The 19,428-nt window shown below is 63.2% G+C and carries 15 protein-coding genes and 1 tRNA gene; 9 read left to right on the forward strand and 7 right to left on the reverse strand.

What is annotated here, in order from left to right:
- Positions 1-230 precede the first annotated feature (230 nt).
- A complete protein-coding gene (locus ASD94_RS19315; RefSeq protein ID WP_056646453.1) occupies positions 231-2,183 on the forward strand; it encodes a PhoX family phosphatase in 1,953 nt (650 codons plus the stop codon).
- 211 nt (positions 2,184-2,394) lie between these two features.
- On the opposite strand, the gene ASD94_RS19320 is transcribed toward ASD94_RS19315, so the two are convergent.
- Entirely contained in the window at positions 2,395-4,860 is a 2,466-nt protein-coding gene (locus ASD94_RS19320; RefSeq protein WP_056646633.1) for a UvrD-helicase domain-containing protein, read from the reverse strand.
- Positions 4,861-4,903: 43 nt separating this feature from the next.
- On the opposite strand from ASD94_RS19320, the gene ASD94_RS19325 reads away from it, so the two are divergent.
- Positions 4,904-5,629, forward strand: coding sequence for a hypothetical protein (locus ASD94_RS19325; protein ID WP_056646455.1), 726 nt, complete (start codon positions 4,904-4,906; stop codon positions 5,627-5,629).
- A 204-nt stretch (positions 5,630-5,833) separates the two neighbouring features.
- Positions 5,834-6,811, forward strand: coding sequence for a GMP reductase (locus ASD94_RS19330; protein WP_056061124.1), 978 nt, complete (start codon positions 5,834-5,836; stop codon positions 6,809-6,811).
- 30 nt (positions 6,812-6,841) lie between these two features.
- On the opposite strand, the gene ASD94_RS19335 is transcribed toward ASD94_RS19330, so the two are convergent.
- The gene (locus tag ASD94_RS19335) at positions 6,842-7,723 is read right to left on the reverse strand and encodes an alpha/beta hydrolase (RefSeq protein WP_056646457.1); all 882 of its coding nucleotides are present in this window, start codon (positions 7,721-7,723) and stop codon (positions 6,842-6,844) included.
- A 210-nt stretch (positions 7,724-7,933) separates the two neighbouring features.
- Between ASD94_RS19335 and ASD94_RS19340 the strand changes: the two genes are divergently transcribed.
- From ASD94_RS19340 to ASD94_RS19350, 3 genes are all read left to right on the forward strand, one after another.
- Positions 7,934-8,818 (forward strand): NAD(P)-dependent oxidoreductase, encoded by an 885-nt coding sequence (locus ASD94_RS19340; RefSeq protein WP_056646639.1) that lies wholly within the window; start codon positions 7,934-7,936, stop codon positions 8,816-8,818.
- An 82-nt stretch (positions 8,819-8,900) separates the two neighbouring features.
- Positions 8,901-8,976 (forward strand) — tRNA-Lys (locus tag ASD94_RS19345).
- Positions 8,977-9,288: 312 nt separating this feature from the next.
- A complete protein-coding gene (locus ASD94_RS19350) occupies positions 9,289-10,521 on the forward strand; it encodes a multidrug effflux MFS transporter (RefSeq protein WP_056646458.1) in 1,233 nt (410 codons plus the stop codon).
- A gap of 12 nt (positions 10,522-10,533) precedes the next feature.
- Here the strand turns inward: ASD94_RS19350 and ASD94_RS19355 are convergent, their stop codons facing one another.
- From ASD94_RS19355 to orn, 3 genes are all read right to left on the reverse strand, one after another.
- Positions 10,534-12,003 (reverse strand): diguanylate cyclase domain-containing protein, encoded by a 1,470-nt coding sequence (locus ASD94_RS19355; protein ID WP_082576947.1) that lies wholly within the window; start codon positions 12,001-12,003, stop codon positions 10,534-10,536.
- A 144-nt stretch (positions 12,004-12,147) separates the two neighbouring features.
- The gene (locus ASD94_RS19360) at positions 12,148-14,028 is read right to left on the reverse strand and encodes a DEAD/DEAH box helicase (RefSeq protein ID WP_056646462.1); all 1,881 of its coding nucleotides are present in this window, start codon (positions 14,026-14,028) and stop codon (positions 12,148-12,150) included.
- A 310-nt stretch (positions 14,029-14,338) separates the two neighbouring features.
- Complete coding sequence (orn, locus tag ASD94_RS19365; RefSeq protein WP_056646642.1) at positions 14,339-14,932, reverse strand: oligoribonuclease; 594 nt, start codon at positions 14,930-14,932, stop codon at positions 14,339-14,341.
- A 37-nt stretch (positions 14,933-14,969) separates the two neighbouring features.
- Between orn and ASD94_RS19370 the strand changes: the two genes are divergently transcribed.
- From ASD94_RS19370 to rsgA, 3 genes are read left to right on the forward strand one after another with little or no spacing between them, the layout of a single operon-like run.
- Positions 14,970-16,277, forward strand: coding sequence for a M48 family metallopeptidase (locus tag ASD94_RS19370; RefSeq protein ID WP_056646646.1), 1,308 nt, complete (start codon positions 14,970-14,972; stop codon positions 16,275-16,277).
- The gene (locus ASD94_RS19375) at positions 16,274-16,612 is read left to right on the forward strand and encodes a 4a-hydroxytetrahydrobiopterin dehydratase (RefSeq protein WP_056646464.1); all 339 of its coding nucleotides are present in this window, start codon (positions 16,274-16,276) and stop codon (positions 16,610-16,612) included. The genes ASD94_RS19370 and ASD94_RS19375 overlap by 4 nt, the downstream gene beginning before the upstream one ends.
- A gap of 12 nt (positions 16,613-16,624) precedes the next feature.
- Positions 16,625-17,569, forward strand: coding sequence for a ribosome small subunit-dependent GTPase A (gene rsgA, locus ASD94_RS19380; protein ID WP_056646466.1), 945 nt, complete (start codon positions 16,625-16,627; stop codon positions 17,567-17,569).
- A gap of 51 nt (positions 17,570-17,620) precedes the next feature.
- Here the strand turns inward: rsgA and ASD94_RS19385 are convergent, their stop codons facing one another.
- Together ASD94_RS19385 and ASD94_RS19390 are read right to left on the reverse strand one after the other, a co-directional pair.
- Positions 17,621-18,607, reverse strand: coding sequence for a CobD/CbiB family protein (locus ASD94_RS19385; RefSeq protein WP_056646468.1), 987 nt, complete (start codon positions 18,605-18,607; stop codon positions 17,621-17,623).
- Positions 18,608-18,664: 57 nt separating this feature from the next.
- A complete protein-coding gene (locus ASD94_RS19390; RefSeq protein ID WP_199226469.1) occupies positions 18,665-19,384 on the reverse strand; it encodes a CoA pyrophosphatase in 720 nt (239 codons plus the stop codon).
- Between the last annotated feature and the right edge of the window lie 44 nt (positions 19,385-19,428).

Genomic DNA, 19,428 nt, shown 5'->3' on the forward strand with positions numbered 1-19,428 from the left:
GCCGCAGCGCTCGCCGCGATGGCTGCGCGGCGGGCCTTGAGGTGCCTTTACGCAGTGCGCCAGGCACTGCGTCAAACCGTCACACAAACGTCAAACCACTGTCACGGGGCGTTCCTAGGATCGCGGGCTGGACTCCATGCCACCCGCCCCACACGCCTTTCCAAGAAGGCTCCCGGTCGGATCAGGGCGTGGCATGCCCGTTCGCATACCCACTTGGAAACACCCCGAAAATGACCCAACCGACGATGCCCACCCGCCGCAAGGCCCTGCAACTGCTGGCCGGAGTTCCCATGCTGCCGCTCAGCGCCAGCGCCTCGGCCGCCCTGCTGACCGCCTGCGGTGGCAGCGACTCCGCCGCGCCCAGCTTTGTGTCGGCCAGCTTCACGTCGATGGCAGCCCCTACCCTGGCCAACGCCGCTGCCATGGCCACCACCACCGTGGGCTCCACGCTCAACCTCAAGCTCAGCGACGACTCGGTGCGTTCGTACCAGCTGGCTTACCAGCCGTTCTTCGTGACGGGCGACATGGTGTCCGACGGCAAGGGCGGCACCATCCTGTCGGGCGGCTACTACGACATCAACAACAAGCCCATCATCGACGCCACGGTGGCTGGCAAGGAGCGCCAGTACTTCTCGGACTCGCCTGACGGCACCTCGCTGCTGACCGTGGCCAACCCCACCGTGACCGGCCTCAAGGGCAAGGCCGTGTTTGCCGTGGTGCAGTTTGAATACACCACCTGGGCGCAAGACGGCAAGACCGACATGTACGGCAAGCTGCCATCGCCCATCGCCGTGCTGACGCTGGACCAGGACCAGACCACCGGCAAGCTGAGCCTGGTGAAGTACCACAACGTGGACACCTCCAAGGTGCACGGCCTCTGGATCACCTGCGGCGCCAGCCTGTCGCCCTGGGGCACCCACCTGTCGAGCGAAGAGTACGAACCCGATGCGTTCAGCATCGCCAGCAACGCCATGTTCAAGGCCTACAGCAAGAACCTGCTTGGCGACGAAACCAAGGCCAACCCCTACCACTACGGCCACATGCCCGAAGTGACGGTGAACCCCGACGGAACCGCCAGCATCAAGAAGCATTTCTGCATGGGCCGCATCTCGCACGAGCTGGTGCAAGTGATGCCTGACAACCGCACGGCGCTGATGGGCGACGACGCCACCAACAGCGGCTACTTCGTGTTCGTGGCCGACAAGGAAAAAGACCTGTCGTCCGGCACGCTGTACGTTGCCAAGGTGGGCAGCGGCTTCTCCATCGACCCCAAGGTCGGCACGGCAGCGCCCCTCACCTGGATCAAGATGGGCTCGGCCACCAGCGCCGAGATCGAGAACCTGGCCAACACGCTCAAGCCCACGGACATCATGACCGTGAAGACCACCGACCCGGCCGACGCCAGCTACACCAAGATCGTGGCCAACGGCAAGACCGAGTGGATCAAGCTGAACCCCGGCATGGAAAAGGCCGCCGCCTTCCTGGAAACCCACCGCTACGCCGCCTACCTGGGCGCCAGCCTGGGCTTCACCAAGATGGAAGGCACCACGGTCAACGCCAAGGACAAGATTGCCTACTCTGCGCTGCAGAACATCCAGTCGTCCATGGTGGCAGGCAACGCCGCCAACGTGCCGGGCAACGGCATCTCAGTACCCAAGCAACTGGTGGCCGGTGGCGTTTTCGCCCTGAACCTGCGTGGCGGTCAGAAAGACACCGCTGGCGGCAACATCAACAGCGAATGGATGCCCGTGGACACTAAGGTGCTGCTGGCCGGTGAAGACATCACCGCCGACGCCCTGGGCAACACCGCCAACCCCAACAACATCGCCAACCCGGACAACCTCAAGTTCTCCGAAAAGATGCGCACGCTGTTCATCGGCGAGGACAGCAGCCAGCACGTCAACAACTTCCTGTGGGCCTACAACGTGGACACCAAGCAGCTGTCGCGCGTGATGTCGATCCCCGCGGGCGGCGAATCCACCGGCCTGCACGCTGTGGACGAGATCAACGGCTGGACATACATCATGAGCAACTTCCAGCACCCCGGTGACTGGGGCAGCATCCACAGCGTGGTCAAGGACACGCTGGACCCGATGATCAAGGCCAACTACAAAAACAAGAACGGCGCGGCCGTGGGCTACCTGACGGCTGCTGCCAAACAGCCCAGCTTGAACCAGGCCTGAACCAGGCCTGAACCAGGCCTGAACCAGGCCTGAACTCAGCCTGAAACCCGCCTGAGCTAGAGGCTAACAGGGCTGCACCCGGTGCGGCCCGCTTCAAAAACCAACGGGGCCCGAGGGCCCCGTTGTCATTGGTGGCGCTGGTTAGCTATACAAACGATAGCTACCCAGGCATAAGGTACTAGCACTACCAGGCGATTTGGCTCAAAACCTGCTATTCGACCACCGTCAGCTTGGCCACCGACAGCGCCAGCCACTTGGTGCCGTGGCGCGGAAAGTTGACCTGTGCACGCGCGTCGTCGCCGGTGCCTTCAATGGCCAGCACCTTGCCCTCGCCAAACTTGGTGTGAAACACGGCAATGCCCACGCGCAGGCCGTGCGATGGCGCAGCCTTCTGCGCAGGCACTGGGGGGCTGGCAAATGTCTCAGACTTGAAGCCAAATTGGCCTCTAGTGCTAGATCCGTATGCGCCACCAGCTCCTGAATTAGTAGCAAAACTGGGCGCATACGAGCCAAAGCCCTGCTGCTTGGGCGTGATCCACTTGAGGGCCGCTTCGGGCAGCTCGTCAAAAAACCGGCTCTTGATGTTGTAGCGCGTCTGGCCGTGCAGCATGCGCGTCTGCGAGTGGCTCAGGTACAGGCGCTTGCGGGCGCGGGTGATGGCCACGTACATCAGGCGGCGCTCCTCCTCCAGGCCGTCGCGGTCGCTGGCGGAGTTCTCGTGGGGGAACAGGCCCTCTTCCATGCCGCCGATGAACACGCAGTCAAACTCCAGGCCCTTGCTGGCGTGCACGGTCATGAGCTGCACCGCGTCCTGCCCGGCCTGGGCCTGGTTGTCGCCCGCCTCCAGCGCGGCGTGGGTCAGGAAGGCTGCCAAGGGCGAGAGGGTTTCGCCGGTGTCGGCGTCCACAATGCCGGGCACAGCGGGTTTCAAAGGCTCGTCGAGCACCGGCGCGTTCGGGTCCAGCCCTTGGCTGACCGTGCTTTGGGTCAGCGGCGTGCCGTGCTCATCCAGCGGCAGCGCCACCGCATCACGGCCAAAGCCCTCTTGCGTGACAAAGCTCTCGGCGGCGTTGACCAGTTCTTCCAAGTTTTCGATGCGGTCGGCGCCTTCCTTCTCGGTGCGGAAGTGCTCCACCAGCCCCGTGGATTCGAGCATCTGCTCGATGATGCCGCGCAGGTTCAGGCCCTGGGTCTGCTCGCGCAGCACATCCACCATGGCCACAAACGCGCCCAGGTTGGCGCCTGCCTTGCCAGGCACGGCGCTCACCGCATCGTGCAGCGAGCAGCCGGCGGCGCGGGCCGCGTCCTGCAGCACCTCGATGCTGCGCGCGCCAATGCCACGCGGCGGGAAGTTGACGACGCGCGTGAAGCTGGTGTCGTCATGTGGGTTCTCCAAGAGGCGTAAATACGCCAGCGCGTGCTTGATTTCGGCACGCTCAAAAAACCGCAGGCCGCCGTACACGCGGTAGGGCACGCTGGCATTGAACAGCGCCGATTCGATCACCCGGCTTTGTGCATTGCTGCGGTAGAGCACGGCGATTTCCTTGCGCTCAAAGCCGTCGTTGCGCACCAGCTGCTTGATCTCGTCCACCATCCACTGCGCCTCGGCCAGGTCGGAGCTGGCCTCGTACACACGCACGGGCTCGCCCGCGCCCTGCGTGGTGCGCAGGTTCTTGCCCAGGCGGCGGCTGTTGTGGCTGATGAGGTGGTTGGCCGAGTCGAGGATGTTGCTGTAGCTGCGGTAGTTCTGCTCCAGCTTGATTTGGCGCTGCACATCGAACTCGCGCACAAAGTCGGTCATGTTGCCCACGCGGGCGCCGCGAAAGGCATAGATGCTCTGGTCGTCGTCGCCCACGGCGATCACGCTGCCCCGGGCCTCGTAGCGCCCGCCCACGTCGTTGCCCGCCAGTTGCTTGAGCCAGGCGTACTGCAGCTTGTTCGTGTCTTGAAACTCATCGACCAGGATGTGCTGGAACCGGCGCTGGTAGTGCTCGCGGATGGAGTCGTTGTCGCGCAGCAGCTCGTAAGACCGCAGCATCAGCTCACCAAAGTCCACCACGCCTTCGCGCTGGCATTGCTCTTCGTACAGTTGGTAGATCTCGACCTTCTTGCGCGCATCGCTGTCGTGGGCCTCCACGTTGGCGGGGCGCAGGCCTTCTTCTTTGCAGTTGGCGATGAAGTACGCGATCTGCTTGGGCGGAAAGCGCTCATCGTCCACGTTGTGCTGCTTGCACAGACGCTTGATGGCCGAGAGCTGGTCTTGCGTGTCGAGAATCTGGAACGACTGGGCCAACCCTGCAGCCTTGTGGTGGGCGCGCAGCAGCCGGTTACACAGGCCGTGGAAGGTGCCGATCCACATGCCGCGCACGTTCACCGGCAGCATGGCCGACAAGCGGGCCACCATCTCCTTGGCGGCCTTGTTGGTGAATGTGACAGCCAGAATGCCGCCGGGCGTGGCATAGCCGTTTTGCAGCAGCCAGGCGATGCGGGTGGTGAGCACCCGGGTCTTGCCCGAGCCGGCCCCCGCCAGAATGAGCGCATGGCCTGCGGGCAGCGTCACCGCAGCCAGCTGCTCGTCGTTCAGATTGGCCAGAAGGGGGGATGCGGCCGAGGGCGCACCGGAGTGTGGGGGCACCAGGGCATCTGGCACACCCGAAAACGGGTCTTGTGGGAACATGCAGCCATTGTAGAAAGCGCCCTGTCCCATGCCGCCACGCACCATGAAAAACATTGCCCCCACCCTGGCCAGCCTGCTACTGACACTGGTGCATGCCCCGCAGGCGCTGGCCCAGGCCAGTTGCAGCAGCGACGGCACACCAAAGCCCGTCGCGCTGTTCGAGCGCTTCATCAGCGCGGACTGCGCAGCCTGCTGGGGCGATGCGGCCACCCCGGCACCGTCGACCAATTCGAGCGCCGTGGTGCTGGACTGGATCGTGCCCGGCACGGCGGGTGATGACGCCCCTTTGTCGGCGGCGGCCTCCACCGACGCCCTTCCCCGCCTCCAGGCCCTGGGGCGCAAGCCCCCCACCTCCACCGATGTGCACATCACCTCGGTCGATGGGGCGGCGAGTGGGCGATTGCGTGTGGCCCACGGGGTTGCGTTCAATGACTATGTGGGCACAGGCATCAGCTTCACGCCCTCTCCCGCGCCAATGCAGCGCCAGGAGGCAGCAGCGCCCCTTGCGTTTCACCTGCTGCTGGTGGAAACCATCCCAGCAGGCACCGACGGCACGGTCGTGCCCCGCCACATCGTGCGCAGTCAGTTCGAGGGCTCCTGGCCCCAGGCCCAACGGTCTGAACGCGACAAAGGCCGGCCGCGGGTGTGGATGGAGACCCGTCCCATGCGCATCCCTGATGGCGCGCAGGCCGAGCGGCTGCACCTGGTTGGCTGGGTACAGGACGCCTCGGGCCGCATCGTGGCGGCCGCCCAATCCGTATGCAGGTAATACCGGGGCCGTTATGACGGCCATTGGGCAGGCGGGTAGAATCAATCACCGGGCCCAAGTTTCTTGACGCCCGGTTTTTTGTGCCTGCGCTCAGCAGGGTTCGGAGTGACTGTCACGTTCACTCCCGCAAAGCCGGTCTGACAGCCAAGCGCCCACCGCCGTCGAAATAGTTTGGCGGCGTCCCTTTATGGAGCTTGGAATCTCATGGAAATCTTCGACTACGACAACATCCTGCTGCTGCCCCGCAAGTGCCGCGTGGAAAGCCGCTCGGAATGCGACGCCAGCGTGGAGCTGGGCGGCCGCCGCTTTCGGCTGCCGGTGGTGCCCGCCAACATGAAGACCGTGGTGGACGAAACCATCTGCACCTGGATGGCACAGAACGGTTACTTCTACGTCATGCACCGCTTTGACCTGGACAACATCCAGTTCGTCAAGGACATGCATGCCAAGGGTTGCTACGCATCGATCTCGCTGGGTGTGAAGCAACCTGACTACGCCACCGTGGACCAACTGGTGGCCCAGGGCATCACGCCCGAGTACATCACCATCGACATTGCCCACGGCCATGCCGACAGTGTGAAAAACATGATCGGCTACCTGAAAAAGCACCTGCCCCAGTCGTTCGTGATTGCTGGCAACGTAGCCACGCCCGAAGCCATCATCGACCTGGAAAACTGGGGCGCCGACGCCACCAAGGTGGGCGTGGGCCCCGGCAAGGTGTGCATCACCAAGCTCAAGACGGGTTTTGGCACGGGTGGCTGGCAGCTCAGCGCACTCAAGTGGTGTGCTCGAGTAGCCACCAAGCCCATCATTGCCGACGGCGGCATCCGCAGCCATGGCGACATTGCCAAGAGCATCCGCTTTGGTGCGAGCATGGTGATGATCGGCTCGCTGTTTGCAGGCCACGAGGAATCACCGGGCAAGACGGTAGAAGTGGACGGCGCGCTGTTCAAGGAGTACTACGGCTCGGCCAGCGACTTCAACAAGGGCGAATACAAGCACGTCGAAGGCAAGCGCATCCTGGAGCCCATCAAGGGCAAACTGGCCGAGACGCTGATCGAGATGGAGCAGGACGTGCAAAGCTCTATCAGCTATGCGGGTGGCACCAAGCTGATGGATGTGCGCAAGGTCAATTACGTGATCCTGGGCGGCGACAACGCAGGTGAACACCTGCTGATGTAACCCCACACCCGGGCCCAGATCAACGCGCGGTCAGGCCCGCAGCAGGTTCTGCGCCATGTGGTGCAGGTCATGCCCGGGCTTGGCCAGGGCATCCACGACGCTGAAATGGTTCAACCCTGGCAACGCCACGCTGCGGGGCACAAAATGGCTCCCCCACGCGTCCTGCATGAGCTGGTTCTGCCGCAAAAATTCGGGGCTTTCATCGGCTCCGACAGCGCAATACAGCGTGCCGGTGGGTGGCTCCAGCAAACGCGCGGGACTGCATTGCAGCACCTGCTGCTCGGTGAGCTTCAGCACAGACTGGTACATGGGCGTGTGCATGATGGGCTCCAGGTCATGCACACCTGAAATCGACAGTGCGTTACGCACCAGCCCATTGGGCAGTCCCTTGCCAATGAGAGGCCATACGCTGGTGAGCAACAAGGCCGCCAGCTGCCCGCCGGCAGAATGCCCCGCTACCGTGATCCGCTTGGGGTCGCCACCATGGGCGGCAATTTGGTGCCACACCCAGCCCAGCGCTTTCTCCATCTGCCGTGCGATATGAGGGATGGTCACCGGCGCCTCTGGGGTGCCCGGGCACAGCGCGTAGTTCACCACCACCACACAAAACCCCGCCTGGGTAAAGGGCGGAGCAATGAACGAATGATCGGATTTGTCGAGGGACCGCCAGTAGCCGCCGTGGATGAACACCAGGACCGGCACCGGCCCACCGGTGGCGCGGGCCGAGGGAAACACGTCCAGGGTTTCACCCAAACCTGTTCCATACGCGACATCGAGCGCACAGGGAATGTTGGCACGTACCTGGGCGGAGTCTCGTGCCCAGCGCTCAAAGTAGTCCATGTGGTCTGGGACCAGGGCACGGTTGTTGTACATGCGCTCCAGCCAGGCAGGGTCGTACAGGGGCAAGGTCATGGGCAAGGGTCTCCGAGTTGTGTGGGCGGCCTTCGGTGCCATACCGCGGCCCGGCCAACAGGCTCGGCAGACGCAGTAACGGCGCTGGCGCTGCAGAATCATCTGGCCAATCGCTGTGCGCTGCAAGCTCCGTGACAGACTGCAGCGCCAAAAAGGCACATGATGGCAACAGAGACGCTCTTGAACTCCTTTCCCAAGAAGAACAACGCCATGACTACCACTCCGCTTCGTATCGCTGTTCTTGGCATTGGCATGATGGGGTTGCCCATGGCTAGGCGCCTCAGCGAAGCAGGCCACCAAGTGCACGCATGGAACCGCACCCGGGCCAAGGCAGAGCCGCTGGCGCAATGGGGTGTCACTGTGCACAGCATCCCAGCCGATGCCGTCAAGGACGTGGACCTTGTCATCAGCCTGCTCGAAAACGGCCCGGTCGTGGGCCAGGTCCTGTTTGAACTGGGCACCGCCCAGGCGATGCGCCCAGGCGCTCTTTTCATCGACATGGCCTCCATCCAGCCCAGCGAGGCCCGCGACCATGCGGCCCGCTTGGACGAGCTGGGCCTGGCCCACCTGGACGCACCGGTGTCGGGCGGCACTGTCGGCGCCGAAGCGGGCACCCTGGCCATCATGGCCGGTGGACGGCCCGAGGATTTCGCCCGCGCACAACCCGTGTTTGCTTGCCTGGGCCGCGCCACGCATGTGGGCCCTCACGGAGCCGGGCAATTGGCCAAGCTGGCCAACCAGATGATTGTGGGCATCACGATCGGCGCTGTGGCCGAGGCCCTGCTGTTTGCCGCCAAAGGCGGTGCTGACATGGCCAAGGTCCGTGAGGCGATCAGCGGTGGCTTCGCCGACAGCCGCATCCTGCAGCTACATGGCCAACGCATGGTGGACCGCGACTTTGCGCCCCGGGGTCGCATGGCCGTCCAGTTGAAGGATATGCGCAACGCGCTGGCTACCGCGCGCGAAACAGGTTTCGACGCCCCCATCACGGCCCTGTTCGAAGCGCTGTATGCCGAGGGCGTGGACCACGGCCTGGGCGAACTGGACCACAGCGGCCTCTTTGTCGAGCTGGCCAGCCGGAACGCGATGCAATAATTTTTGGGCGCTAGTTGCAAAGGTCGCAAAAACTAGTGCATAATTCGAGGCTCTGCAGCAATGCAGACGAATTCAAAGATTTGGGTTCTTAGCTCAGTTGGTAGAGCAGCGGACTCTTAATCCGTAGGTCGAGTGTTCGAGTCACTCAGGACCCACCAAATCAAAGCCGCAAGGCACAAAAAACCTGCTATTCACAAATAGCAGGTTTTTTTGTTTCTAGCTCGCTTGCGACAGCCCGAGGACCCTGGCCTATCGCCGCCGGCGCTACCCGCCCTCCTCAGGCTTATCTTTGCAACGCCCCCTCGCCCAGAACTCTTTACGAAGAGTGCAAGGCTTGATGCTCCGCAGCGCTCACCCGCCATGGGCCGTGTATGTCCCGCATAATCCCCATGCAACCGGCACCGGCCTGCACAGCGTCAGAGGCCGATGCCCCGAGGGTGCCCGACTCTCACCCCATCCCATCGTCACCCATGAACCCACAAGCCCATTTGCTCTGGAAAGCGCCCCGCTGGGCGCTGGCGATTCTGCTGGCAGTGCTGGGCATGCTGGGGCCCTTTTCCATAGACACCTATATTCCTGCGTTCTCGGGCATCGCCGCGGCGCTGGGAGCCACGCCGGTAGAAATGCAGCAGACGCTGTCGGCCTACCTGTTTGGCTTTGCGTTCATGAGCCTGTTCCATGGAGCGCTGGCGGACAGCTTCGGGCGCAGGCCCGTGATCTTGTGGGGCATCGCGGTGTTCACGATCGCCTCCGCCGGGTGCGCACTGTCGCAGACGATCGGACAACTGGTCTTTTTCCGCGCGCTGCAAGGTTTGTCCACGGGAGCGGGCATCGTGGTCTCCCGCGCGGTGATCCGCGACATGTTCCCCCCGGCACAAGCGCAGAAGGTCATGAGCCAGGTCACTATCTACTTCGGAGTGGCCCCGGCGATTGCACCCATCATCGGGGGCTGGCTGTTCGTCCACACCGGGTGGCACAGCATCTTCTGGTTTCTGACCCTGGTAGGGGTCGCCCTGTGGACCGCCAACTTTCGGCTGCTGCCCGAGACCCTGCATGTGGAGCAGCGCCAGCCCTTCCATGTGCGCCACCTCATGCGCGGGTACATGCAGCTGGGCACCAGCGCACGCTTTGTGCTGCTGGCGCTGGCCAGCGGTGTGCCCTTCAATGGCATGTTCCTGTACGTGCTGTCGGCCCCCGCCTTTCTGGGGGAGCACCTGTCGCTGGCACCCACGCAGTTTTTCTGGTTTTTTGCGCTCACCATCTCGGGCATCATGGGCGGTGCGTGGCTCAGTGGACGGCTGGCCGGACGGATTCCACCCAAGCGCCAGATCCGCCACGGGTTCGTCATCATGTTTTCGGTGGCCGTGTTGAATTTGGTCGCCAATCTCCTGTTCACCGCCCATGCCTGGTGGGCCCTTGCGCCCATTGCGGTCTTTTCTTTTGGCTGGGCGCTGATGGTGCCCGTGGTGACGCTTCTGGTGCTGGACCTCTACCCGGAGCGACGGGGCATGGCCTCGTCCATGCAGGCGTTTGTCGGCTCTTCGGCCAACGGGCTGGTGGCGGGCCTCATTGCACCGCTGGTGATGCACTCCACCGTTTTGCTGGCGCTGTCATCATTTCTGATGTTGTGCATTGGCATGCTGTCCTGGATCTTTCTGCACCATCGCTGGCCCGAGATCGGCCGCACGCCGGTCAACCTCTAATCAAGGCGCGGATCAGGGACTTGGCTGCCGCCGGTCCACGTTCTTTTGCTGGTAATAGCGATTCTTTTCCGCATACATCGCCTGGTCTGCGCGGTGGATCGCAGCCTCCACCGCGTCGCCAGACGGGCAACAGGCAATCCCCATGGCCAGGCTCAAATGCTGGCCAGGGTAGAACTGGTTGTTGAGTTCGAGCATCGACAAAATGCGCTCCTGCAGAGCCATAGCCCCGCGTTCATCCGTGCCAGGCAACAACACCGTGAATTCGTCCCCCCCTATGCGAGCGGCGCACGCTGGGGCGTCCACAGCCTTGGCCAGCACCTCGCCCACACGGCGCAGCATGGAGTCCCCCGCCGCATGCCCCTGCTCATCGTTCACCCCCTTGAGACCATTGAGGTCGATGGCGATGATGGACAGCGGCCAAGGGCCCTTGCGGGTCAGGCGATTGAGCTCTTCTGCGTAAAAGGCGCGATTGCGCAATTGCGTGAGCACATCATGCTTGCCAAGGTACTCCAGATAAGCCTCAGCCTTTTTGCGCGCCGTGATGTCCACCAGGGACAGGAGTACCAGGCCCCAGTCCCTCATGTGGTCAGCCAGCACCGAGAACTGCATGTGGATATGCACCGCATCGCCAGACAAGGCGTAATTGACCACTTCGCGTTGCTGGAAGGTCTTGCCCTCCCACAGGTCCAGCAACTGCTCTGCAAAGGACTCGTGCATCTCCCCGCGGAACACCCGGCCAATGTTGTTCAGCAGCATCTCCTTGCTCGCCGCACCGAACATGCGCAAGGTCTGCTGGTTCACGTCGATGACCCGGATTTCGTGCATGCAGCGCGTCACAAACTCGGGGTGCACCCGGATGAAAGTCTTGAAGTCGTCGATGCCCTGTGCGCGCACGCCGTCGAGCAGGCTTTTGACCGCGCTGAAATCCTCCACCCACAACGACACAGGCGAATGTTCGAACAGGTCACGCGCATACTGCTCGCTGCGGCGCAGCTCGGCACCTGCGCGCACGGTGGCGGTCACGTCCTCCAGTGACACCAGCACCCTGCTCCAGTTGTCCTCATAGCCCGGCAAGATGCGCGCGCGGATCTGCACATCGAGCCGCCGCCCGTCGAGCGCGTAATTCACCGTCTGGTTTGAAAACTCCAGCTGCCCGTCCCAAAGCTGCGATAGCTCGTGCGCCACCGCGTCGTGCATGTCGTCACGGAACACCTTGTCCAGATTGGCCTCCAGAACCTGCTGGTTCTCGGCAGCAAACAGGTCCAGCGTGCGCTGATTGACCTTGAGCACCTTGAGTGCGGCACTGCAGGCCCGCAGGCGGGCCGGGTCCTGGGACAGGTGCGCGCGAATATCCGTCACACCCTCAGCGCGCCACTGCTCAAAAAGCTGTTTGAGTGCGCTGTAGTCCTCCAGCCAGAGTGACACTGGTGCCAGCCCGAACATGTGCTCAAAGTCCGCACCCGAAGATAAAGAAGACGACACAGCAGATTCCTCCGGCGGCCATTATTGACGAGCCACCGCTCACAATCTGGGACTGTCAAGGTATCGGCCATGAAAAAAGGCTGGCACCTTGCAGTACCAGCCTTGACAACAGGGGCGGCGCTAGCGCCACCAACCTATCAACGATCAGCGAGCCGGGCGAGCAGGACGCTTGCGAGCGTCGTGGGCCACAAACGGCTTGCTACCGCCACCTGCAGGCTTGGCAAAAGCAGGCTTGCGGGGAGCGAAATCACCGCGCGGTGCACCCGCATCGCCACGGGGAGCAAAACCGCCACGGCCTGCGTCACCAAAGCCGGGCTTGCGACCGTAGCCTTCGCCATCGCGGCGCTGTGCAAAACCACGATCGCCACCACGGTCATCGCGGCCAGCAAAACCACCGCCTTCACCCCGGGCCGGAGCGCCACGGTTGTCACGACCTGCAAAGCCGCCGCCAAAACCGCCACCGAAACCACCACGGTCATTGCCACCGCGTGCGGGACCACCGAAACGGCCACGCGACTGGTTGTCACGGTTGTCGTACGAGCGGCCCGGTGCACCACGGCCACCACCGAAGTCACCACCACGGGGTGCCTGCGGCGCGCGCTGCGAGGGCTCCATGCCCGGAATCACTTCGGCCTTGAACTGCTGGCGGCTGTACGACTCAATGTCGTAGATCTTGCGGCGATCGCGAAACTCGGCAAATGTGATGGCCAGGCCATCGCGGCCCGCACGGCCGGTACGACCGATGCGGTGGGTGTAGTCCTCGGCCTTCATGGGCAGGCCAAAGTTGAACACGTGGGTGATGGTAGGCACATCAATGCCGCGTGCCGCCACATCGGTGGCCACCAGGATCTGCACCTGGCCGGCGCGCAGGGCCATCAAACGGCGGTTGCGCAGACCCTGGCTCAGGGCGCCATGCAGTGCCACGGCGGAGAAACCGTCTTGCTGCAGGTCGTTGGCCAGGCCATCGCACTCCACCTGGGTGCTGGCAAAGACGATGGCTTGGTTGATCGTGGTGTCACGCAGCCAGTGGTCCAGCATCTTGCGCTTGTGCTGAGCATTGTCGGCCCAGTACAGCACCTGCTTGATGTTGGCGTGCTTCTCTTGCGGAGAATCGATGGTCACCTTTTGCACCGACGAACCACCGTCGTGCATCACACGCATGGCCAGTTGCTGGATGCGCGGCGCGAACGTGGCGCTGAACATCATGGTCTGCTTGCGCTGGCTGGTCAGCTGGTTCAGCTCGGCCAGGTCATCCGAGAAGCCCAGGTCAAGCATGCGGTCGGCTTCGTCAACGACCAGGAACTGCACCTTGTCGAGCTTGATCTGCATCGAGCGCTGCAGGTCCAGCAGGCGGCCAGGAGTCGCCACCACGAGGTCGGCGTTCTGCAGCTTGGCGATTTGCAGTTGGTAAGGCATGCCACCCACCACGTTGGCCACGCGCAGGCCGCGGCAATGCTTGACCAGGTCGATGGCATCGTGCGCAACTTGCTGCGCCAGTTCCCGAGTGGGGCACAGGATCAAGGCGCCGGGGGTGGCCGCCTTGAAATTGCGCGAGCTGGTGGGGTCCTTGCGCTTGGGGCGCTTGGGAGCGGGTTCGCCGCGAGCAGCGGCTTCGGCCGTGGCACGCTCAAACGCAGCACGCTCCTCGGCTTCGGCTGCCGCTTGCTGGTTGATCAGCGTGTGCAGTACGGGCAGCAGAAAAGCAGCCGTCTTGCCGGAGCCGGTCTGGCTGGAGACCATCAGGTCGATGAACTTGGTGGCATCGTTGCCACCGCCCATGGCCAATGGAATGGCTTTGAGCTGCACACCCGTGGGCTGGGTGTAGCCCAGATCAGCCACGGCCTGCACAAGCTGAGGAGCCAGGCCGAGCTCGACAAAGCCATTGGGCTCTGCGGTCACAGCGGCGTCCGCTTCAGCGGCCACGGCCACTGCAGCATCGAGAGGGGAAGACTGCACGGAAATGTCGGCAGCAAAAGAAGTCTCTGCAGGCGCGAATTCGCCCTGCACCAAAGAGGTGTCGGTCATGATTTTTCTCTCACGAAGACGGTCGCGGGCGCAGCCCACGATTGGCTTCGTCAAATGGTTAAAAAACATCAACCATCAAACGAAACCTGCGCTGGCTCAGAAAAGGCCGGAGCGGGTGGGCGTTTTTCGCCAGTCCTGCACTGTCGATAGACAGTCGGCTGACAAGCCCGGTGTGTGAGGGGAGATGCACAATCTGCGAGGGATTCCTGCGCAGTCAGCGATTATCGCACGATTAAGGGTTTGCCCGCAATACCCCTCGAATGAGCCGCGCGGCAGCAGCGTCAATCACGCAGCCCCCGCGCCCACCAACTCAGTCAGCCTTCACGTCCACCGACAGCAAATGAGTGCGGTAATGGGCCAGCTCTTCAATGGACTCGTGCACGTCGGCCAGCGCCGTGTGCTTCTGCGCCTTCTTGAAGCTGGTGTAGGCCTCAGGCTTCCAGCGCTTGGCCAGCTCCTTGAGCGTGCTCACATCCACGTTGCGGTAGTGAAAGAAACGTTCAAGCTTGGGCATGTAGCGCACCAGGAAACGCCGGTCCTGGCCGATGCTGTTACCACACATGGGCGCGGTGCCCTTGGGCACGTACTGGGCCAGGAAAGCAAGAATCTTCTGCTCGGCCTCCTCTTCGGTCACCGTAGAGGCCTTCACTTTGTCGATCAGGCCACTGCGGCCGTGCGTGCCCTTGTTCCAGGCATCCATCTTGTTCAGCAATTCATCCGACTGATGAATGGCAAATACGGGGCCTTCGACACGCGGTTCCAGGCTCGGGCCAGTCACGACCACGGCGATCTCCAGCAAGCGGTCGGTATCGGGCTCAAGGCCGGTCATTTCACAGTCCAGCCAGACGAGGTTCTGGTCGGATTTGGCAAGCGCGGGCGGGGTGGGGTTGTTGGCTTCTGACATGGCGCGCATTGTCGCCGATGACCTAAACTCGCCGCACATGCCCACATCCGACGACCTTTCCCCCTCTTTGCTGCTCACTATGGCCTTTGCTGCCGCGCTGTTGCTGGGCCTGGCACTCAAGTTCTGGCTGGCCACGCGCCAGATCCGGCATGTGGCACGTCACCGCGCGGCGGTCCCTGCGCCGTTTGCCGAACGCATCTCCCTCGCTGCTCACCAGAAGGCTGCCGACTACACCGTGACCAAGGCGCGCCTGGGCATGCTGGAGCTGACGCTGGGCGCTGCAGTGCTGATGGGCTGGACTTTGCTGGGCGGCCTCGACACATTGAACCAGGCGCTGCTTGCCGTGCTGGGCGGCGGCATGTGGCAACAGATGGCATTGCTGGTGGCCTTTGCCGCCATCAGCGGCCTGATCGACCTGCCCCTGTCGCTGTACCAGACCTTTGTGGTGGAAGAACGGTTTGGCTTCAACAAGATGACCTGGCGCCTGTGGGTGGCGGATGCGCTCAAGGGCCTGCTGGTAGGCGCAATCATTGGATTGCCCATCGCCGCGCTGATACTCTGGTTGATGGGCGCTGCAGGCCCACTGTGGTGGCTGTGGGCCTGGTGTTTCTGGATGGGTTTCAACCTGCTGCTGATGGTGATCTACCCCACCTTCATCGCACCGCTGTTCAACAAGTTCCAGCCGCTCGAAGACGAATCGCTCAAAGCCCGGGTGACGGCGCTCATGCAACGTTGCGGCTTCTCGGCCAAGGGCCTGTTCGTCATGGACGGCAGCCGTCGCAGCGCCCACGCCAACGCCTACTTCACGGGCTTTGGTGCCGCCAAGCGCGTGGTGTTCTACGACACCCTGCTGCGCCAGCTGGCCCCCGGCGAGGTCGAAGCCGTGCTGGCCCATGAGCTGGGCCACTTCAGGCACCGCCACATCGTCCAGCGCGTCGTGATGATGTTTGCGCTGAGCCTGGCAGGCTTCGCGATGCTGGGCTGGCTCTCCACCCAAGTGTGGTTCTACACCGGGCTGGGCGTACGGCCCAATATTTCGTTGGACCCAGCCATGGCAGCTGCCCCCAATGATGCGCTGGCGCTGCTGCTGTTCATGCTGGTCGTCCCGGTATTCACCTTCTTCATCTCGCCGCTGTTCTCGCAGCAGTCGCGCCGCCATGAGTTCCAGGCAGATGCATATGCCGTGGCCCAGGCCAGCGGCGCCGATCTGTCGTCGGCCCTGCTCAAGCTGTATGAAGACAATGCCTCCACGCTCACACCCGATCCGGTGTACGTGAAGTTTTACTACTCGCATCCACCCGCCACAGAACGTCTGGCGCGCATGCAAACCCCTGCCCACCCATGACCACCATGTTGAAGAAAAAAGACTGGTCCAAGTTGACCCGTCGCGCCCTGACAGCGACAGAAGTAGTAGCGAACCTCGCCAAGCTGGAAGGCTGGAGCCTCAGCGGCGACGGCGCCAACGTCGCCATCGAGAAGACCTACCACTTTGCCAACTACTACGAGACGATCTCGTTCGTGAACGCACTGGCGTTCATCGCCAACGCGCAAGACCACCACCCCGATCTGTCGGTGCACTACAACCGCTGCGTGGTGCGACTGAACACGCACGACGTGCACGGCATCTCCAGCACCGACTTCGAGTGCGCCACCCAGTTCGACGCACTGGTCGCACTGTGACGCAGGCCCACCATGGCTGAACGCAGCGCCCTCATGGAAGGTACCGTGGTGGCCAGCCATGGGCGCCACTGCATGGTCGAAACCCCGGATGGCGCACGCCGCATCTGCCACCCCCGCGGCAAAAAAAACCAGGCCGTGGTGGGCGACCATGTGCTGTGGCAGGCACCGCCGCCCGGCCAAGGTGAAGAAGGTACGATCGAAAAGGTCAAGGAACGACGCAACCTTTTCTACCGCCAGGACGAAATCCGCACCAAATCCTTCGCCGCCAACCTGGACCAGGTACTCATCCTCATCGCTGCGGAGCCCGTGTTTTCCGAAAGCCAGCTGTCCCGCGCACTGATTGCGGCGGAAGCCGAAGGCATCAAGCCCATCATTGCTCTCAACAAGAGTGATCTGGTCGAGCCCTTCGCCCGCGCCTGGGAGCGCCTGCTGCCCTACCGGCACATGGGCGCAGGCAAACACTACGGCGTGCTACCGCTATCGCTGGCACTGTCCAGCGATGTGGACCGTGCCCTGCTGATGGAACACCTACAAGGCAAGACCACGCTGGTGCTCGGCCCCTCGGGGTCGGGCAAAAGCACGCTGATCAACCTGCTGGTGCCCGGTGCTTCTGTGCTGACGGGCGAGATCTCGCAGGCGCTGAACTCTGGCAAGCACACCACCACCAGCACCCACTGGTACTGGATGGATGCAGCGCGCACCACGGCGCTGATCGACTCGCCAGGGTTCCAGGAATTCGGGCTGCACCACATCGCCCCCATGCAACTGGCCGCCTGCATGCCCGACATCGCCGAGCATGCCACCGACTGCAAGTTCTACAACTGCACCCACCTGCATGAACCGGGCTGTGGCGTATTGGATGCCGTTAAAAATGGCCCAAGTGCTGGAGGGATAAGCCCCTCACGCTACAAAATATATAGTGACCTGTTTGAAGAACTGAGCCACACCCGGTATTGATTCACGCCTTGCGCAGCGCTGCGCAAGGCGGCTTACCAGGCCCCGTCCCGGCTAACCCAGCAAGCGCGCCAGGGTGAGCAACGCCAGCAGCAGCATCCAGACCACCACCGAACGCCACACCAGTCCGACCACGCTGCGCAGGTGGCCTACCTCGGGCTCGCGGCCGGGGGTGGAGTCGCTGTCGCCCATGTCGGCGTCGATCTCCAGACCTTGTGGCGCATGCAGTTCAGAACGCGCCTTCAAAGCCTCGCCACCGAGGCGCACATTGATGGCGCCCGCCGTCGCAGCAAGCACCACGCCATCGTTGTCGTTGGGAAACCGCTGCGCATGAAAGCGCCAGCCTTCAATGGCCTCTTCGAAACTGCCGACCACCGCAAAGCTCAGCGCAGTGAGCCGCGCCGGCAGCCAGTCAATGGCGGTCCAGGCCTGCGCAGAGGCCTGCTGCAGGGATTCGCTGGCGGGTAGCGCCCCCGCGCGTTGCTTGTAATGCCAGTAGCGCGACACAAACTCAGCCAGACGGTACAGCACGGCCCCCGTGGGGCCCAGGCCGAGCGCAGCCAGCACCGAGAACCAAGCCAGCACGCCAAACACATGCCGGTGGGCCGCCAGCACCGAATACTCGATCACGTGGCGCACGATCTCGCTGCGCGGCAGCACGCCCACATCCACCTGCTGCCAGTGCGCCAGGCGCTCGCGCGCCGCATCTTCATTGCCCTCCTCCAATGCATCGCGAATGCCAGTGAAGTGGTGGCTGAACTGCCTAAACCCGAGCGTGACGTACAGCACCGCGACACTCCACAGCACTGCAAACGGCCAACCAAGGCCCCACAACAACAGCCAGTGGATGGCCAATGTGACCAAGGCGGGAACGAGGACTGCGAGGCTCCACGCTACCCAGCCGTGGTGCGACTTGCCCGCATCGAAATTACGGCTCACGGACAGCGCCCATGCGCGCAGCCCTGCGTGGATGGGATTGCTGCGGGCCAGGGGGCGTGCCTGCTCGATCAGCAGAGCGAACAGGATGGCGAAGAAACTCATGGGGAGCAATGATACTGGCGCTTCGCGCTGGTGCACCCCACGGCGTGCGCAGCAGGCTCAGGCTTGCATGAACCGGTAGAAATTGCGCAGCATGCCCGCCGTAGCACCCCAGATGAAATGGGTTTTGTCCCCCTGCTGGTACGGCATGGAGAACCACTCGCGGTGCACGCCATCGCGATCGAACACATGGCGGCGGTGGTGGGAGGGGTCGAGCAGGAAGGCCAGTGGCACCTCGAACAAATCGGCCACCTCATAAGGGTTGGGCCGCAGCACGCAGTCCGGCTGCACCAGCGCAACTACCGGGGTGATGATGAACGAAGAGCCGGTCACATAAGTTGGCAGCGCTCCCAGCACCTCGACAAACTCACGGCCCAGGCCCACTTCTTCCTGCGCTTCACGCAAGGCAGTTTCGGCCGGACTGGCATCTTCAGGGTCCGCCCGCCCACCGGGGAAGGCGACCTGCCCGGAATGGGTGGACAGATGCGCGGTGCGCTCCGTCAGCAGCACCATGGGCTGCTCGCGCAGCACAATCGCCAGCAACACGGACGCGTGGGCTGGCTCGCGGTTCATGAACTTCTTTTCCAGCACCACCTCCGGCTCCCATTGCGGCGGCTGCGCAAAACGCGCACGCAGCGCATCGGGCGTCTGTACCGTCAGGGGCACGGCGGGCAGGTGCGCGTCCACACCCACGACTGGCACCAGGCGGGGGTCAAAGTCGGGCAGGCTCGACAGAGGCGCAATGACCGATGAGACGGCGGGAGGGGAAGGAGGGTTCACGGATGCTGATTCAACGGGCCAAAAAACAAAAAGCCGCTACAGGC

The organism is Acidovorax sp. Root70, assembly GCF_001428225.1.
Taxonomy (GTDB): Bacteria; Pseudomonadota; Gammaproteobacteria; order Burkholderiales; family Burkholderiaceae_C; genus Acidovorax.

What these genes read in the sequence shown, in the direction of transcription:
- ASD94_RS19315 (WP_056646453.1), top strand. Translation starts at nt 231, where the DNA reads ATGACCCAACCGACGATGCCCACCCGCCGCAAGGCCCTGCAACTGCTG.
- ASD94_RS19320 (WP_056646633.1), bottom strand. Translation starts at nt 4,860, where the DNA reads ATGTTCCCACAAGACCCGTTTTCGGGTGTGCCAGATGCCCTGGTGCCC.
- ASD94_RS19325 (WP_056646455.1), top strand. Translation starts at nt 4,904, where the DNA reads ATGAAAAACATTGCCCCCACCCTGGCCAGCCTGCTACTGACACTGGTG.
- ASD94_RS19330 (WP_056061124.1), top strand. Translation starts at nt 5,834, where the DNA reads ATGGAAATCTTCGACTACGACAACATCCTGCTGCTGCCCCGCAAGTGC.
- ASD94_RS19335 (WP_056646457.1), bottom strand. Translation starts at nt 7,723, where the DNA reads ATGACCTTGCCCCTGTACGACCCTGCCTGGCTGGAGCGCATGTACAAC.
- ASD94_RS19340 (WP_056646639.1), top strand. Translation starts at nt 7,934, where the DNA reads ATGACTACCACTCCGCTTCGTATCGCTGTTCTTGGCATTGGCATGATG.
- ASD94_RS19350 (WP_056646458.1), top strand. Translation starts at nt 9,289, where the DNA reads ATGAACCCACAAGCCCATTTGCTCTGGAAAGCGCCCCGCTGGGCGCTG.
- ASD94_RS19360 (WP_056646462.1), bottom strand. Translation starts at nt 14,028, where the DNA reads ATGACCGACACCTCTTTGGTGCAGGGCGAATTCGCGCCTGCAGAGACT.
- orn (WP_056646642.1), bottom strand. Translation starts at nt 14,932, where the DNA reads ATGTCAGAAGCCAACAACCCCACCCCGCCCGCGCTTGCCAAATCCGAC.
- ASD94_RS19370 (WP_056646646.1), top strand. Translation starts at nt 14,970, where the DNA reads ATGCCCACATCCGACGACCTTTCCCCCTCTTTGCTGCTCACTATGGCC.
- ASD94_RS19375 (WP_056646464.1), top strand. Translation starts at nt 16,274, where the DNA reads ATGACCACCATGTTGAAGAAAAAAGACTGGTCCAAGTTGACCCGTCGC.
- rsgA (WP_056646466.1), top strand. Translation starts at nt 16,625, where the DNA reads ATGGCTGAACGCAGCGCCCTCATGGAAGGTACCGTGGTGGCCAGCCAT.
- ASD94_RS19385 (WP_056646468.1), bottom strand. Translation starts at nt 18,607, where the DNA reads ATGAGTTTCTTCGCCATCCTGTTCGCTCTGCTGATCGAGCAGGCACGC.